This is a genomic window from Vicinamibacteria bacterium (assembly GCA_035570235.1).
Classification (GTDB): domain Bacteria; phylum Acidobacteriota; class Vicinamibacteria; order Fen-336; family Fen-336; genus DATMML01.
In genome coordinates this window covers 22,289-37,085 of sequence record DATMML010000092.1, presented here as the reverse complement: position 1 = coordinate 37,085, position 14,797 = coordinate 22,289, and the positions used below count along the sequence as shown (strand labels likewise).

Below are 14,797 nucleotides of genomic sequence, written 5' to 3'. Positions count from 1 at the left end.
TGGGGTGGATGACGGGATTCGAACCCGCGACCTCCAGGGCCACAACCTGGCGCTCTAACCAAGCTGAGCTACATCCACCACAGCAGCTGGCGCGCCTGAAGGGACTCGAACCCCTGACCCGCAGCTTAGAAGGCTGCCGCTCTATCCAACTGAGCTACAGGCGCTTTGCTTGTCCAGACTTGATAACGCCTTCGTCGCCGCCGCGCTATGACGGTCTGTACTTCACGCTCAAATGACGAACGGTGCCCGCGTTCGGCGTGCCGAATGACGTCCGCATAATCTGGCAGTATAGCACTCCTGTAGCTCACCCCACGCTGGCGCCCATGTCCTTCCTGCCAAGGGCTTGAGACACGCCACCCAAACAATCTAGGATGCCGTCGACCACGAAAAGGGCTTAGCTGGCGCGAAGGGCGGAAACCGGAAAGGCAGAGCGCGACCGGAGTGCAAGCATGCTAAGAGAGACCGGACGGACGGCGGTGGCCGAATTCCTGGGCACGTTTGTGTTGATCCTCTTCGGAACCGCGGTGGTGGCCCAAGTGGTGTTGAGTGGGGGTAGCCACGGTACGTACCTCTCCATCAACATCGGTTGGGGCTTGGCCGTGACCATGGCCGTCTATGTGGCGGGGGGCGTTTCCGGCGCCCACCTGAACCCCGCGCTGACCCTGGCGTTGGCCGTCCACGGGCGGCTCCCGTGGCGAAGAGTACTGGCCTACTGCGGGGCTCAGATCGCGGGGGCCTTCGCCGCGTCCGCCGTGACTTTCGTGGTCTACCACGAGGCGCTGGACCGCTTCGACGGCGGCATCCGAAGAGTGACAGGTCCGCAGGCAACGGCCGGAATTTGGGCGACCTATCCGCAGGACTTCCTGAGCAACGTCCCCGGGGGCCTTGCGGACCAGATCGTGGGGACCGCGCTCCTTGTAGCGCTGGTCTTTGCCCTGACCGACCGGCGTAACCTCGCGCCCGATCCCCGCTTGGGGCCCGTCCTTTTCGGAGCCGCGGTCGTGCTTATCGGGATGACCTTTGGCTACAACGCAGGCTACGCCATCAACCCGGCCCGTGACCTTGGCCCTCGTCTCTTTACGGCCCTCGCTGGCTGGGGGAGCGAAGTCTTCCGCGCGGGGAACCATTGGTGGTGGGTTCCCATTGTCGGGCCGATCCTCGGCGGCTTGGTCGGCGGGCTGGCGTACGATCTGCTCATCACGAAGCACTATCCGCCGGAAGTTTGAACGAGGAGACCGTCTGCCCCTTGCTCGAGACGCTCTTGAGCTCCTAAGGGCTCTCCCGCGTGCGACGGGCGAGAACCAAAGAAGCTGAGGTAGGCGTTGCCGGTATTAAGTAGGAATTCGGTGGGAAGTGCGGAGGCTAGTCTCTGGCGGGGAGCGAAATGCTGAGAGGTTCAGGCTCATCCGGGGAATCGATACCCCTTAGAGTCAGAGGGGCTCGGTGTCTTTGGAGTGGGCCTTGTATGCGCTGACGGAACTGTCGTAGCGACCGGTGACGCTGGCGAGCGTGACCGCGAACATGGCCTGGAGCTCGGCGTCGTCGAAGTCCTCCTCGAATTCCGGCTCTTCCAAGGGTTTCTCAAATTCGGACATGTACGGCCTCCCGACCCTGGATTAAGCAAGCTACGTGCCAGGCGTGAGACCCCGTGGCTGAGGCCTGCTACTCGATAGTAAACAGGGAACTTGGGTCAATATCGAAATGGCTCTTGATCTTCCCTGGACCGAAGCCGACGGGTTACTTTTCGCTGCGGCGGGGTCAACACTGCTTCTTGGCGGGACGTTGTAGAAAACGCCCTTTGGATTGGCTGCAGAAGGGCCGGACCAATCTAGAGCAAGGTGACGTCCCTCGTTGCTGACGAAACCACAAAACAGCGCTCTATGTTTGACCTCGGGTCAGCGGGCACCACGAAAAACCCAAAGTGGTCGGGCTGGTACCCGGGCGTGGTGCCCAGAATAAGCTCCCCGTCCTTAAAGATGACCCTGACCTTCCGACCCACGGGAGGCCTCGCGGGATCGAACTCCTTCCGGTCGCTATAGTCGGGCCTGCCCTGGAACTCGCGCACGAAGAAAAGAGCCTTCAGCTCGGCAACTCGGACCTCTACCGGGGTAGCCCCTTGAGTCGGGGCCACAGGTGACAGATGAAAGACCTCCGCTTCGGGCAGGAAGTCAGTGGTGAAGCCCTTCAGGAGGCGACCATCCTGGTAGCGGGCCACGACTTTGTCTTGCGCGGCTGGCTCTTGAGGCACCAAACCCCCGACGACCTAGAACGAGCGCTCTGCTACCCGTTTGCCCCGAACAGGCCGAAGTCAGACTTGGTCCCCACAGCCCGTCGAGCAGCTCGATCGGATATTATGCGTCCTTTCAATGCCGCGAAAAGCCTTCTTTCGGACCGGCCCCAGACCTCCACGGCTGGGCCCATTCGCGAGCAAACTGCAATAGCCCATTGTGGCCTTTGGGAGGGCCCGGTGATGAGAAAGCAGCCCGCGTTCCTGTTGTTCGTCGCCTCCACCGCCGTCGCCGCGGCGGACAGGGAGCCAAGCTTAGACTCGCCGCACGCCGCTGACCGACCCCCAGCGGCGCGTCTGCGGGCCGGAAGCTTCGACGTCAGCGTTCTCGATCGATCGGTCGACCCGTGTGTGGACTTCTACCAGTTTGCTTGTGGAGGCTGGCGCGGGGCCAATCCGATTCCGGCGGATGAATCACGTTGGGGCCGCTTTAACGAGCTGGCTGACCATAACCGCGGCGTCCTCCACGAGATACTCGAGCGGTCGAAGAATGCAGAAGGCAAGCGCTCGCCCGTTGAGACCAAGGTGGGCGACTACTACGCGGCTTGCATGGACGAGGCCGGGCTCGAAACCAAGGGGACCAAGCCCCTCGAGCCGATCCTCGCTCGGGTGGAGGCCGTCGGATCGAGATCTGATCTGTTCCGTCTCCTCGGCGACAACCAAGCGCACGCGTTACCTGGCCTGTTTAGCTTCAGCTCCGCGCCCGACCTCCATGACTCCAGGCGGACCATCGCCACCCTGGGGCAGGGCGGCTTGGGCCTGCCCGACCGCGACGACTACCTGAAGGACGACGCGAAGTCGAAGGAAAAACGCGCGAAATATGTGGAGCACGTCACCCGCGTGCTCGGGCTGCTGGGTGAGAGCACGGAGAAAGCGGCCGCCGATGCCCAGACCGTTATGCGTATCGAAACCGACCTGGCCAGGGCCCACCTGGACCGCGTTTCCATGCGCGATCCGCGGAACCGCGACAACCCAATGTCGATCGATGAGCTCAAGGGGCTCGCCCCCGCTTTCGACTTTGACACGTACTTCCCTGCCACGGGAGCGCGGCGTTTTCAGCGCGTCAACCTGACCAGCCGGAAGTATTTTCAGGAGGCCAACGGCCTCGTCGAGCGCACACCCCTTGCGGACTGGAAGACCTACCTTAGATGGCACGTCGTGCGCGCGGCCGCTCCCTACCTGAGCTCGCCATTCGTAACGGAGGACTTCCGTTTCAACCGTGAGTACTTGAACGGCGCCAAGGAAATGGAGCCGCGCTGGAAGCGATGCGTCCAGGCCACCGACCGCGCGCTGGGCGACGCGCTCGGTCAGCTGTACGTGGAGAAGACTTTCGGCCCCGAGAGCAAAGCACGCATGCGCCAGATGATCGAGGCGATCACGTCTGCGTTGCGCGAGGACATCGAGAGCCTGCCCTGGATGACCCCCGAAACCAGGCGAAAGGCGCTCGCCAAGCTCCAAGCCTTCAGCACTCGGAAGGTGGGCTACCCCGAGGCGTGGAAGGACTACAGCTCGGTGGAGGTCAGCCGCGATGACTTTGTTGGCAATTGGCGGCGCGCTGAGATATTCGAGATCAAGCGCAGCCATGACCGCATCGATAAGCCAACGGACCGTACCCTTTGGGGCATGACCCCGCCCACGGTCAACGCCTACTACAATTCCGCGAACAACGAGATCGTTTTCCCGGCGGGCATCCTCCAGCCGCCCTTCTTTGATAGCGAGCGCGACGATGCCGTCAACTTCGGTGGGATCGGGGTCGTGATCGGGCACGAGTACACGCACGGCTTCGATGATCAGGGGAGTAAGTTCGATCCCGAGGGCAACCTGGAGAACTGGTGGAGCCCGGATGACCTCAAGGCGTTCCAAGAGCGCACGGACTGCATCGCGAAGGAGTACGACGGTTTCGTGTCCGTAAAGGACCCTGTGAATGGCGACGTCCATCTGAACGGCCGGCTCACCCTGGGCGAGAACACAGCCGACAACGGTGGCCTGCGCGTCGCCTACCGAGCTTTGCAAAGGACGCTCGAAGGGAAGGAACGGACACGGATCGACGGCTTTACGCCCGAGCAGCGTTTCTTCCTTGGCTTCGCCAACGTGTGGTGCCAGAACGTGACCGAGCCGGCCGCCCGCCAGCTCGCGCAGACCGACCCGCACTCGCCCGGCCAGTTCCGTGTCATGGGGACGGTCGGCAACATGGAGGAGTTCCGCGAGGCCTTCGGGTGCCGAACGGGCCAACCCATGGTGCGGGAGAACGCCTGTCGCGCTTGGTGAGGGACTCCCCCCGGCGAGGAACCGGGCAACTCGGGAGCAGGGAAGGCTGGAACTCGAACGGGCTGGCCCGAGCCTACGTACGCTGGATCTGAACGAGCGGATTCAAGGTAAGGGGGCGGCTCGTTCCAGTTCCTCTCGAAGGATCTCGGCCACCAGCCGGTGAGCGTGCGCGTTGAAGTGAACGTGGTCGATGAACAGCTCTTCGCGGCTCTCCTGAAAGCGGCCGTCGCTATTGAGGTCGAGGTGGCTGACCCCCAGACCATCACAGGCCCGGCCCGCGGCTCCAATCATCATGCGGTAGTCGGAGGAGAAGCGGGCGGCGTCGAACTTGACGCGCGGTCGAGCGGCCCAGTCGAGGAACTCCTTCCGCAACGACACCTCCTCTTTTGTGGGGGTGCGTTTACTCAACAATTCGGGCTGAAAGATCACGACCAGCCTGGCCCCCCGTGCATCGGCGAAGGCCTTCATCCGGCCCAGATTCTCTATGTAGGCGGCGATCGCCCCCTGCAGGTTTTCGGCTTCCCCGCGGGCCGGTGACGCCAAGCCGGGGATCGTTGATGCTTGGGCCACGGGAGCCCGTGACAGGTATTGGTCGTGGAGTCGGTTCTCGATGTCTCCCCAGATTGGCCAGTTGAAGCCAAAGTCGTGCAGTCGCAGATTGGGGAACGACTGCGTGAAAAAGAGATCGTTCCAACCGTCGAATACCACGTAGAGCTTCGGGTGGAAATCGTCAAGTTTGTGAACCATGAGGCTGAGTTCCTGGCCAGAAAGAAAGCCCGTGACTCCCGTGTTCACGACTCGGTAAGCGGACTGGAGCCGATTGAGAACGCCAGCGAAGGTTTCTTTGTCGGATTCAAGCCCGAATCCGAACGCGGCCGACCCGCCCACCACCATGGCCAGCCGCCGGTCCCCGGCGGGGATGCCTCCCCGGAATCCGTTTTCGTCGGTCGTGACCCGGCTCGTCTCTTGACGCGGGGCATTGCGATAGCCGGTGAAGGGATCGAGCACGATGGCCACGTCTCCCGGTACCTCCGAGAGGCGTCGCCCCCTGGAGTCCACGAGAAATAGATCGTGTTGTCCGATGCTCGTGTCCGGGCCGACGCGGGGAGGTCGCAGAAGCCGCTCGTAAACGAGGTACCCCGCGGCCGCACTCAGGGCCGTGGAAGTGACGAATAGGATCACACTACCGAGGGTGGCCAGGGGCGTGGCCGGTGCAACTCCGACTGGCAGACCGGCCCCGGAGCTGACTAGACCTGCCGTCAGCCAGGCGTGCGCGAAGCCCAAGAGCAAGCCGATCACGGCGGCCAGGCCGATGTTGCTCTTGAGGCGTCGAGGCTGGACTTCGGTCAGGCCTTCGATGCTGATGCGTGGCTCCCCGCCCGTGGTTTCTACTTCGAGACCGTCGGGAGTGAGGGCGAAACGAGAGACCTCGGTGCTCGGCTTCCAGCCGCGAAAGCCGGTGCGGGAATTCCACTGGGCTAGAGCGACGCCGAAGCGACTGCGGAGCGCGACCTCGTGAATCAGAATGTTGAGGGGTCGTTCCCCAAGCTCGATGCGCAGCGCGTTCACGTCTGCGGGAATGTAGACGCTGTGGCGGGAACGGCCGGGCGGGACGATAGTCTTCCAGGCTCGTCGCTCATCGAAAGCCTTGACGCTCTTCGCCCAGTGCAACTCCAGGTTTGCGGGCGATACATTCGGAGAGCGGATCTCGAGGTCGACGGTCGCTCGAATGTATCCATCCGCCTCGAGGGTAAGAAAAGAAGCGGCCCCCAAGAGGCTGGCGGACACCAGGACGGATGCGAAGGGGGGCAGGCGGTGGAGTGTGATGGCTCACCTCACGAGCCAGCGTTGCCGGCCACAGCCCGGTGGGGCTGATTCGGGAGAGGTACCGGACCGGCTCTTTGCCGGCCGACCGACCGTTGCCCGGTGGCGCCGGCCGAGTATATACCATCCGATCATGGCCACCCGCGGCTGTGAAACGGGCATCGCTGCTGGCGAGGAGGCCCGAGCTCTCTTAGGTCCTGGTCGGCGTCGTCAAAGGGATTCGTCGCTCTGAACAGTGTCGTTGCCGCGCCAACGATGCTCCCGAGCTCGAGCTCGGTGCGGTGAATCCAGAATCCTCGGACCGTTACTTCACCCAAAAGTCGACCCTTCTTCATTCCGCCGTCACGCCTGCCACCTAGAGTCCAGTGAAACGGCAATAAGGAGGTTTCCTTGAAAGAAATGTTCCGGACTCTCTCTCTCATTCTGATGATGGGGGCGGCGTCGGTCTCGCTCTCTCAGGCAGAGGACAGTCGTGAAATCCGTCATGCGCTTCTCATCAGCGTTGACGGCCTGCATGCGCTGGATGTGGCGCGCTTCGTGGACACCCATCCCCACTCCGCTCTGGCCGCGCTCTCCCGGCACGGGATCACGTACTCCAACGCCCGCACTCCCGCGAACTCCGATTCATTCCCTGGACTCCTGGCGCTCGTCACCGGTGGGTCACCTGTCACCCATGGGCTCTTCTACGACGTGAGCTACGACCGCACCATTTTCGACCCCACGAACACGAGCTGCTCCGGTGCCGCCGGAAACACGATGACCTTCGATGAGAGCGTCGATCTGTACAATGCGGCCAACGTCTCCCAGGACGTCATCGATCCCACCAAATTGCCACGTCACTTGGACGCGCACGGCAATTGCGTTCCCCTGTTTCCCCACCAGGCAATTCGGACCAACACGATCTTCGAGGTGGTCAAGGCGGAAGGGGGGCGCACTGCTTGGGCGGACAAACACCCCGCCTATGATCTGGTGAACGGGCCTTCGGGAGCGGGTGTAGATGACCTCTACACACCCGAAATCACCAACGTGGGCGGGTTCGATGCGACGGTGAGCGTGGTTTGCACGGTCGAGAACGACGAGAAAAAGGTCCAGGCCATCATCAACCAGATTCACGGTCGAAGGCACGACGGATCGCCGGCGCCGGGAGTCCCGACCGTCTTTGGCATGAATTTCCAGGCGGTGAGCGTGGGACAGAAGGTATCTCACGACACGGCCGATCCACTCCTCTGTAATCCAGTCGATGGCAACGCGTTGAAGGGAAAGCCCGGAGGTTATGTGGATGGTGCCGGGACCCCAACCGAGGTTCTCGCCTACGGCCTGCGGAAGACCGACGAAGCCCTCGGCCGCATGATTCAGGCCCTCAAGGACCGGGGCCTCTACGAATCCACTCTGTTCGTTGTCTCCGCGAAACACGGCCAATCACCCATCAACCCGGCGAGAGTCAACAAGCCCGGCCACTTTGCGGATCTCGTGGCAACTCTGCCCGATGCCGCTACCAACCCGGGCGGGATCGCCATCGCCAACGCCAACAACTGCAGCACCGGCTCGTGCGGCTTCGTTCAGGATGACGACATCGCCCTGATCTGGCTCGAGCACCAGAGCGATACGAAGGCGGTTGCCGACTACCTGAATGCGAATGCCAAGGCGCTGTTTATCGACGAGGTCATGGCGGGGCGGGAGCTAAGGTTGAAGTTCAATGACCCGACGACGGACAGCCGCACGCCCGACATCATGGTCCAACCCGTGTATGGCACCGTCTACACCCCGTCGACGAAGAAAAACGCCGAGCATGGAGGCTTCAGCTTCGGGGACACCAACGTCGGACTGATCGTCTCCCATCCGGATCTGGAGGCCGGGGTTGTGAAGACCCCGGTCGCCACGTCGCAGGTCGCGCCCACGATCCTCAAGGCCCTGGGACTCGACCCTGAGGACCTGACGTCGGTCCGGGTCGAGCACACCCGTGTCTTACCGGGCCTGGCGCTGGACCGCAATTAGCGTCGAATCAATCCTGTAGAGCGGCTGCTCCCGTTGCGGGGGCAGCCGCTCGTCTCGCGTACCTACCCCGGAAGTTGTGGCCAGTGGCCGAGGCTCCGGACCTTAGGTGATCAGGGGGGCTAGTTGGGCGCGCGCAAGCGCGCCTGGCCGTTGACTTCCTCGTCTCGGCAGAGGCGTGCTCTGTATATGCGACGGCAGAGCCTGAGCATGCCAAGCAAAGCGCGCGGGACGCGCGCGGGCCTGACGCCACAGCGCCCGGGCGAGATACGCCAGCGCCACGTGATTGCGCCAGCTCGCCGGCAAACCAGTGACCCCTCCGGGCGGGTGCCTTGCACGCCAGGAGGGCGGATGGAGTGTCCCCTCATGTGAACCAGTGGTAGCTCCGGCCACGCTAGTTTCCTTTCAACCGCTGCTCAAGGTCTTCCTTGAGCTTGGGGTTGACCTTAAAGCCGGGCTTCTCGGCCAGCCGGATCTCTGTCGTAGCCTCGTCGAAGCGGCCCGTCTGCATATAGACCACGGCCAGGTTGTTGTGAGCCTCACCAAAGCCAGGTTTCACCTTAATGGCCGCTAGGTACTCGCGCTCGGCATCCGGGATAGCGCCAAAGCGGTAGTAGGCGCTGCCCAGGGCCATGGAGACTTCCGCTGGAGTCTCGAGTCCTCTCTCAAATCCCTTCTTCTCTGTTAACTCTAGGCTGTCGATCTGAGCCTGGATCTTGAGCTGCATGAGGTCGGACCCGGCATGTCGCCACCGGATCAGGAGTTGTCTCAACTCCTGGATTTGATCGTCGCGCTCCTGGTTCGCCTTGACTCGGTCGGTTTGCTCGAGGGTCGCGATTTCCCTGAAGGCCTGGCGCGCTCCCAAGTAAGAGTTGATCGCATCGCGATAGCGCTTCAATGCCATGTAGGCCTGGCCAAGGTCATAGTGGGCCAGGGCGAGCAGGGGGTCGAGCTTGATCGCCTGCTTGAACTCGAGCACTGCCTCCGCCCACCTCTCTGCGGTCATCGAGTCCTCCCCCGCCCGGTAGTGCATGAGCGCTTCGCGGTGTCGCGGGTCGTCGAGTAGCCGAGGCGATGGGCGACAGAAAGGTGAACAGCCAACCAACCAGCACGGGAAGACAACTGATAGCGGGGTAAGAACAGACTATGTTACGAGCGACTCTGACAGGCGCTTTTTTGACCTGTTCGTGGCACTGAACCCGGCCCTCTGCCGCGGCCTGCAGGCTGCGCGGCTTTTTGGACGCGTGAGCCGGTGGATCGGAACAAAAGCGAGAGCACGAGTAGTTTCGCCGGCAGGAGCAAGTACTTGACGACCAACAAGAATCGAGTGGTCGGGGCGGCCGGATTTGAACCGGCGACCACCTGCGCCCAAGGCAGGTGCGCTACCAGGCTGCGCCACGCCCCGTCTTTTTCAGGCATCATAGCACGCGACCGTGACCGCCGACCTCCTGCTGGCCAGTCAGAATCCCGGAAAACTCGGCGAGATGAGGCAACTCCTGCAGGACCTGCGCTTCCGCGTGCTGAGTCCGACGGAGCTGGGAATCCGGGAGGCACCCGAGGAGACGGGATCCTCGTTCATGGAGAATGCGATCCTCAAGGCCCTCTACTATGCCGGACGCTCGGGTCGGTTGGCCGCGGCCGACGACTCCGGCCTCGGCGTGGACGCGCTGGGCGGGGGACCGGGCCTCTACTCAAGCCGATTCGCGGGAGAAGGCGCGACTGACGACGCGCGCAATCGCCTCCTGTTGCAGCGACTCAGGGGCGTGCCGCCCGATGGGCGGAGGGCTCGTTTCACGAGCGCGGTGGCGGTGGCCCGCGGGAACGCAATTCTGTTTCGAGTGCAGGAGACGGTAGACGGGCGCATCGCGGAGGAGCCGCGCGGCACGAACGGGTTCGGTTACGACCCCCTATTCCTCTATCCCCCCCTCGGGAAGACATTCGGCGAGCTGTCGGGGGTCGACAAGGACCTGGTGAGCCACCGCGGCAAAGCCTTTCTCCGCTTGCGCGAGTTCTTGGCCACCCTCCCCTGACCCCGACGGCGGGGGCGATTCGCGTGCGGCCGGACTTGAAGGGTCGCGGTCGCGCTATACTCGCGGCGGAATGGAGGGCGGGGTGTTCCACTTGGGCTCGGCATGACCGGACGCGTCCTTGTCATCGATGACGAGCCGAACCTCCTCGAGGTATTCGGCGACGTTCTGCGTGACATCGGCTACGAGGTGGAGATGGCGGGGGATGCAAGGCGAGCGCTCACCTTGCTCTCTGACGGCAGCTTCGACGTCGTCGTCTCGGACATCACGATGCCCTACATGAGCGGCGTCGACCTCCTGCAAGCTGTTCATGAGCGAGACCCGGATCTGCCGGTGGTATTGGTGACGGGCAATCCCACCCTGGAGACCGCGATCCAAGCCTTGGAGCGGGGGGCCGTGCAGTACTTGCTGAAACCGGTCAGCATCGGCGCCCTTCAGGGAGCGGTGGAGCGGGCCCTCCACCTGAGGCGCATGGCCAACCTCCGCCGAGAGGCACTGGCGTACCTGACTAGCCATAACTCCGCGGTCGCGGACCGCGCGGGTTTGGAGGCGAGCCTCACCCGAGCCGTGGGGCAGTTCTGGATGGCCTACCAGCCGATCCTGCGCGCCAAGGACGGGAGCACCTTCGGCTTCGAGGCGCTGGTGCGGTCGCGGGAGGCCTCCCTCCCTCACCCGGGAGCGATCTTCGAGGCGGCGGAGCAACTCGGGCGCGTGATCGACGTGGGGCGCGAGGTTCGGAGGCTGGTGGCGGCGGACATGGCGGAGGCCGCACCCGGCCTGAGCTTGTTCCTGAACCTCCACACCCTGGACCTGGGCGACGAGCTCCTTCTGTCGGCGGAGGCCCCCCTCACCAAGCGCGCCAAGAATGTGGTGCTGGAGATCACGGAGCGCGCGTCGCTGGAGGTGATTCCTGATTATCGGACCCGCATCCGCACTCTCCGCGAAATGGGGTTCCGTATCGCCGTGGACGACCTCGGAGCGGGCTACGCCGGCCTCAACACCTTCGCGGCCCTGGAACCGGAGGTAGTCAAGCTGGACATCGAGCTCGTGCGCGGGGCCCACGCCGAGGCCGTGAAGCAGAAGCTCATCCGGTCGGTGTGCTCCGTGTGCCGGGACCTGGGCATTCTGGTGGTAGCGGAAGGCATCGAGACCGCCTCCGACCGCGACGCCGTGATCGAGCTCGGGTGCGATCTCCTACAGGGCTTTCTGCTCGGGCGGCCCGCCGCCCAGCCGCTGACCACGGCCAGCCGCCCCTCTCCCCCCGCGCCGGGGGGCTCCTAGAAGGGCGCCGAGAAGGCTCTTCCGCCCGCAGGGGAGAGATTCGCGAGGCGGGCGCTGGCCGCAGGGTCGTTTCGGCGGCAAGTCGGACCGGAACGAAGCCGCGGCTACGCCTTCTTCAGCTCGACCTCACCGAGGATCTTCTTCTGAAGGGCGATCAGCTCCTTGATGCCCTTGTCGGCGGCGGCGAGAAGATCACGCAGCTCCTCGTCGGTGAAGGGCGTGTCCTCGGCCGTGCCCTGCACCTCGACGAACCGACCTCGTCCCGTCTTCACGACGTTCATGTCCACTTGCGCGACCGAGTCCTCCTCGTAGGCGAGGTCGAGCAAGATCTCGCTGCCCACCTTGCCCACGGAGGTGGCGGCCACGAAGTCGGTCACGGGCAGCTCCAGGATGGAGCCTTGCCTCTTCAGGTGACGGAGGGCCTCCACCAGGGCCACGAAAGCCCCCGTGATGGAGGCGGTGCGGGTCCCGCCGTCGGCCTGAATGACGTCGCAGTCCACCCAGAGGGTTCGCTCACCCAGGGCCTTCAGGTCGACCACCGCCCGCAGGGACCGCCCGATGAGGCGCTGGATTTCGTGGGTGCGGCCGGAGGGCCCGCCCTTGCCGGACTCCCGCTGGACGCGGCTGGTGGTGGCGCGGGGGAGCATGCCGTACTCGGAGGTGATCCAGCCCTCGCCCTTGCCTTTTAGGAAGGGCGGGACCCGGTCCTCCACGCTCACCGTGCATACCACCTTGGTATCACCAACCTCGATGAGGGCGGAGCCCTCGGCGTGCTTCAGGAAGCGCGGGGTGATGGTCACTGGGCGCAACTGATCCAGGCCCCGCCCGTTGCCGCGGCGGCCCGCCCCCTCGCGTTTCAAGATACCGGGGTCGATCTGCTCCTTGAAGTCTCCGATGCGAAAACTCATGGGCGGGCACCCCCCGCCACCGTGCTGCTGGTGTGGGTGGGTATCTCCAGTCCGTAAAGGCGCCGGTAGTGCTCCCGTGCCGCCAGTATGCTCATGACATAGTAACGCGTCTCAGTGAAGGGGATGCTCTCCACGAACTCCTCCGCCGACATGTCGGGACGGGAGGCCGTCCAGGCGTCCACCCGGTGTGGTCCCGCGTTGTAGGCGGCCAGCACGCGCTCCGTCTGGCCGTCGTAGCGGTCCATCATCTGCCGGAGGTAGCGGGCCCCGAAGTCCATACTCGTTTTCGGGTTTTGGAGGGCGGCGCTCCGAAAGCGCACGCCCAGGTCCCGGGCCAGCTTGCGGCCGGTGGCGGGGATCACTTGCATGAGGCCACGCGCCCCCGCGCGGCTCAGGGCTTGGGCGTCGAACGTGGACTCCTGCAGGATGAGGGCGGCCATAAGGGCGGGATCCAGCCCCTCCTCCGCGGCCTTGGCCCGAAGAGTGTCCCCGAACCCCAGCGGGAAGAGGATGCGCCAGACCTCGGGAGGTAGGCGGTCCCCGGCCTCACCCACCCACTCCGGACAGGCTCTCTTCATGGCCGTGATGGCGGGACGCAGGCGGCCGCACCTCCATTCAATCCAAGCGATCGTGCCCTCCGCCCTGGGCGAGAAGGGGAGCGCGTGTAGCTCCTCTTCCGCCTCGTCCAGCCGGTCGATCAGCAGCAGCTGATGCACGCGGGTGGCCGCGGGTTCGCCAAGGCCCTCGCCGGGTTCGGGAGCGTCCGCGGCCAGGACCGGGGAGGGGAGGGAGGCGGTAGCCGGGGGCAGCCGGGCCAGCCACTCCCGAGCCCGGATGCCGTGGTAGGCATACTTGTAGCGCTGGACCGTCTCCTCGAAGAGCAGGCGCGCGCGCTCGGTCTGGCCAAGCGCCGCCCGCGACCGGCCGGCCCAGTAGAGGAAGCCGGGGGTAGGGGTGCCGGGCGGGCGCAGACGGGCCGTACGCTCCAGGGCCTGGGCGGCCTGCTCGTACCGACCAGCCCGATAGTCGGCCCACGCCGTCCTCCAGGTGGCGCGCTCGACATAGCGGCCCCCGGGGTATTCCGCGAGCAGGCGCCGGTAGAAAGGCAGCGCCTCCTCGTCGCGTGCGTCCCGCTGGTAGTGGTTAGCGAGCGCGAGCAAAGCCTCCTCCGCCCAGGGCGTATCCGGGAAGCGCTCGGCCACGGACTCGTAGACATCGAGAGCCGGTCCCGCCCGGGCGCTGAGCCTCGCCAAATCGAAGGCCGCCTCCGCTGCGTACGGGGACTTCGGGCCGACCCCGGCCAGCGAGGCCTCCGCTTCGCGGTAGCGTCCGAGAGCCAGGAGGGCCAGGCCCAGACGGACGTGGAGGAGCTCGCTGTCGTCGCCGCTGGGCTTTAGGGCCTGGGCCGCCCGGAGGACACCGACCGCCTCCCAATTCCGGCCGGCCTCGGAGAGAGCCCAGGCTTTCCTCAGTTCGCGCCCCAGGCGCTCGGGAGCGGGAGCGGGCAAGACGGAGGCCAAGGCCCGCAGGCGCGGGGCGGTGTCGTGGGCGGGGGTCGAGGCCGGGTAGTCGTTGTCCAGCCGGTCGTAGGCTTCGGCCGCCGCCTTGCGGGCCCCGCGCTCTTCCTGGATCTCGCCCAGACGCTCCATCACGTGCGGCTCCTGGTCGGGGCAGGCGACGAGGGCGTGGTCGAGAGTGTCCGCGGCTTGGTCGAGCCGGCGCGACTTCGCGAGAGCGTCCGCGGCCCGGAGCAGGGCCGCGCAGGCGACAGCAGTCTTGGGCCCCTCATGGGCGGCGGCCAGATACGACTGGGCGGCCTCGGTTGGCTGATCGGCGGCTTCCTGGGCCCGTCCGAGGGCGAAGAGCGCGTGATCGGGGAGAAGGGTGTGCTGGACATCGGGGTGGGTCAAGAAGGGGATGGCCTCCCGGGGCCGCGGTCCCTCGAGCAGGGCCAGGCCCGCGGCGAGCTGGGCCAGTCCCGAGACCGCCGTCCCCGGGTAGCTGGCTGAGACCTGCCTCAGGGCATCGACCGCCGCCGCCGGGCCTCCGAAGCCGCCCCGGGCAAGGGCGTCGCGAAGGGCAGCCTCGGCCGGCCCTTCCGGCTTCGCCTCGATCCAGTAGTTGGAGGGCGGGTTTGGGGCCGGCACGTCGGGAACGGCGGCGAGGATGGCCAGGAGCCCGAGGAGCGGGGCGCTCACTTTGGTTGCCGG

11 protein-coding genes and 3 tRNA genes are annotated in these 14,797 nt (G+C 65.1%); 5 read left to right on the top strand and 9 right to left on the bottom strand.

All coding sequences use genetic code 11. From position 1 onward, the window contains the following. Positions 1 to 78: transfer RNA gene (locus tag VN461_17580), tRNA-His, on the bottom strand. A 9-nt stretch (positions 79 to 87) separates the two neighbouring features. Then, positions 88 to 164 (bottom strand) — tRNA-Arg (locus tag VN461_17575). 285 nt (positions 165 to 449) lie between these two features. Between VN461_17575 and VN461_17570 the strand changes: the two genes are divergently transcribed. Next, positions 450 to 1,226: an MIP family channel protein gene (locus tag VN461_17570; GenBank protein HXB56584.1), complete on the top strand. Its 777-nt coding sequence runs from the start codon at positions 450 to 452 to the stop codon at positions 1,224 to 1,226. Between the two features lie 204 nt (positions 1,227 to 1,430). On the opposite strand, the gene VN461_17565 is transcribed toward VN461_17570, so the two are convergent. Together VN461_17565 and VN461_17560 are read right to left on the bottom strand one after the other, a co-directional pair. Next, positions 1,431 to 1,595 (bottom strand): hypothetical protein, encoded by a 165-nt coding sequence (locus tag VN461_17565; GenBank protein HXB56583.1) that lies wholly within the window; start codon positions 1,593 to 1,595, stop codon positions 1,431 to 1,433. Positions 1,596 to 1,828: 233 nt separating this feature from the next. Continuing rightward, entirely contained in the window at positions 1,829 to 2,248 is a 420-nt protein-coding gene (locus VN461_17560; protein ID HXB56582.1) for a hypothetical protein, read from the bottom strand. Positions 2,249 to 2,314: 66 nt separating this feature from the next. Here VN461_17560 and VN461_17555 point away from each other — a divergent pair, with 66 nt between their 5' ends. Next, on the top strand, positions 2,315 to 4,555 hold the full coding sequence (locus tag VN461_17555) for a M13 family metallopeptidase (GenBank protein ID HXB56581.1): 2,241 nt from the start codon (positions 2,315 to 2,317) through the stop codon (positions 4,553 to 4,555). Positions 4,556 to 4,657: 102 nt separating this feature from the next. On the opposite strand, the gene VN461_17550 is transcribed toward VN461_17555, so the two are convergent. Beyond that, a complete protein-coding gene (locus VN461_17550) occupies positions 4,658 to 6,343 on the bottom strand; it encodes an SGNH/GDSL hydrolase family protein (protein HXB56580.1) in 1,686 nt (561 codons plus the stop codon). Positions 6,344 to 6,805: 462 nt separating this feature from the next. On the opposite strand from VN461_17550, the gene VN461_17545 reads away from it, so the two are divergent. Next, positions 6,806 to 8,374, top strand: coding sequence for an alkaline phosphatase family protein (locus VN461_17545; GenBank protein HXB56579.1), 1,569 nt, complete (start codon positions 6,806 to 6,808; stop codon positions 8,372 to 8,374). 391 nt (positions 8,375 to 8,765) lie between these two features. On the opposite strand, the gene VN461_17540 is transcribed toward VN461_17545, so the two are convergent. Both VN461_17540 and VN461_17535 read right to left on the bottom strand, forming a co-directional pair. Continuing rightward, positions 8,766 to 9,404, bottom strand: a complete 639-nt coding sequence (locus tag VN461_17540; protein HXB56578.1) for a tetratricopeptide repeat protein — start codon at positions 9,402 to 9,404, stop codon at positions 8,766 to 8,768. A 295-nt stretch (positions 9,405 to 9,699) separates the two neighbouring features. Then, positions 9,700 to 9,776, bottom strand: a tRNA-Pro gene (locus tag VN461_17535). A 28-nt stretch (positions 9,777 to 9,804) separates the two neighbouring features. On the opposite strand from VN461_17535, the gene rdgB reads away from it, so the two are divergent. Next, entirely contained in the window at positions 9,805 to 10,401 is a 597-nt protein-coding gene (gene rdgB, locus VN461_17530) for an RdgB/HAM1 family non-canonical purine NTP pyrophosphatase (GenBank protein ID HXB56577.1), read from the top strand. Positions 10,402 to 10,503: 102 nt separating this feature from the next. Next, a complete protein-coding gene (locus tag VN461_17525) occupies positions 10,504 to 11,679 on the top strand; it encodes an EAL domain-containing protein (GenBank protein ID HXB56576.1) in 1,176 nt (391 codons plus the stop codon). A 104-nt stretch (positions 11,680 to 11,783) separates the two neighbouring features. On the opposite strand, the gene rph is transcribed toward VN461_17525, so the two are convergent. Then, positions 11,784 to 12,587: a ribonuclease PH gene (rph, locus tag VN461_17520; GenBank protein HXB56575.1), complete on the bottom strand. Its 804-nt coding sequence runs from the start codon at positions 12,585 to 12,587 to the stop codon at positions 11,784 to 11,786. Further along, positions 12,584 to 14,785 (bottom strand): transglycosylase SLT domain-containing protein, encoded by a 2,202-nt coding sequence (locus tag VN461_17515; GenBank protein ID HXB56574.1) that lies wholly within the window; start codon positions 14,783 to 14,785, stop codon positions 12,584 to 12,586. The genes rph and VN461_17515 overlap by 4 nt, the downstream gene beginning before the upstream one ends. Between the last annotated feature and the right edge of the window lie 12 nt (positions 14,786 to 14,797).

Coding starts and splice junctions, on each gene's coding strand:
- VN461_17570 (HXB56584.1), top strand. CDS start 450: ATGCTAAGAGAGACCGGACGGACGGCGGTGGCCGAATTCCTGGGCACG.
- VN461_17565 (HXB56583.1), bottom strand. CDS start 1,595: ATGTCCGAATTTGAGAAACCCTTGGAAGAGCCGGAATTCGAGGAGGAC.
- VN461_17545 (HXB56579.1), top strand. CDS start 6,806: ATGATGGGGGCGGCGTCGGTCTCGCTCTCTCAGGCAGAGGACAGTCGT.
- VN461_17540 (HXB56578.1), bottom strand. CDS start 9,404: ATGCACTACCGGGCGGGGGAGGACTCGATGACCGCAGAGAGGTGGGCG.
- VN461_17525 (HXB56576.1), top strand. CDS start 10,504: ATGACCGGACGCGTCCTTGTCATCGATGACGAGCCGAACCTCCTCGAG.
- rph (HXB56575.1), bottom strand. CDS start 12,587: ATGAGTTTTCGCATCGGAGACTTCAAGGAGCAGATCGACCCCGGTATC.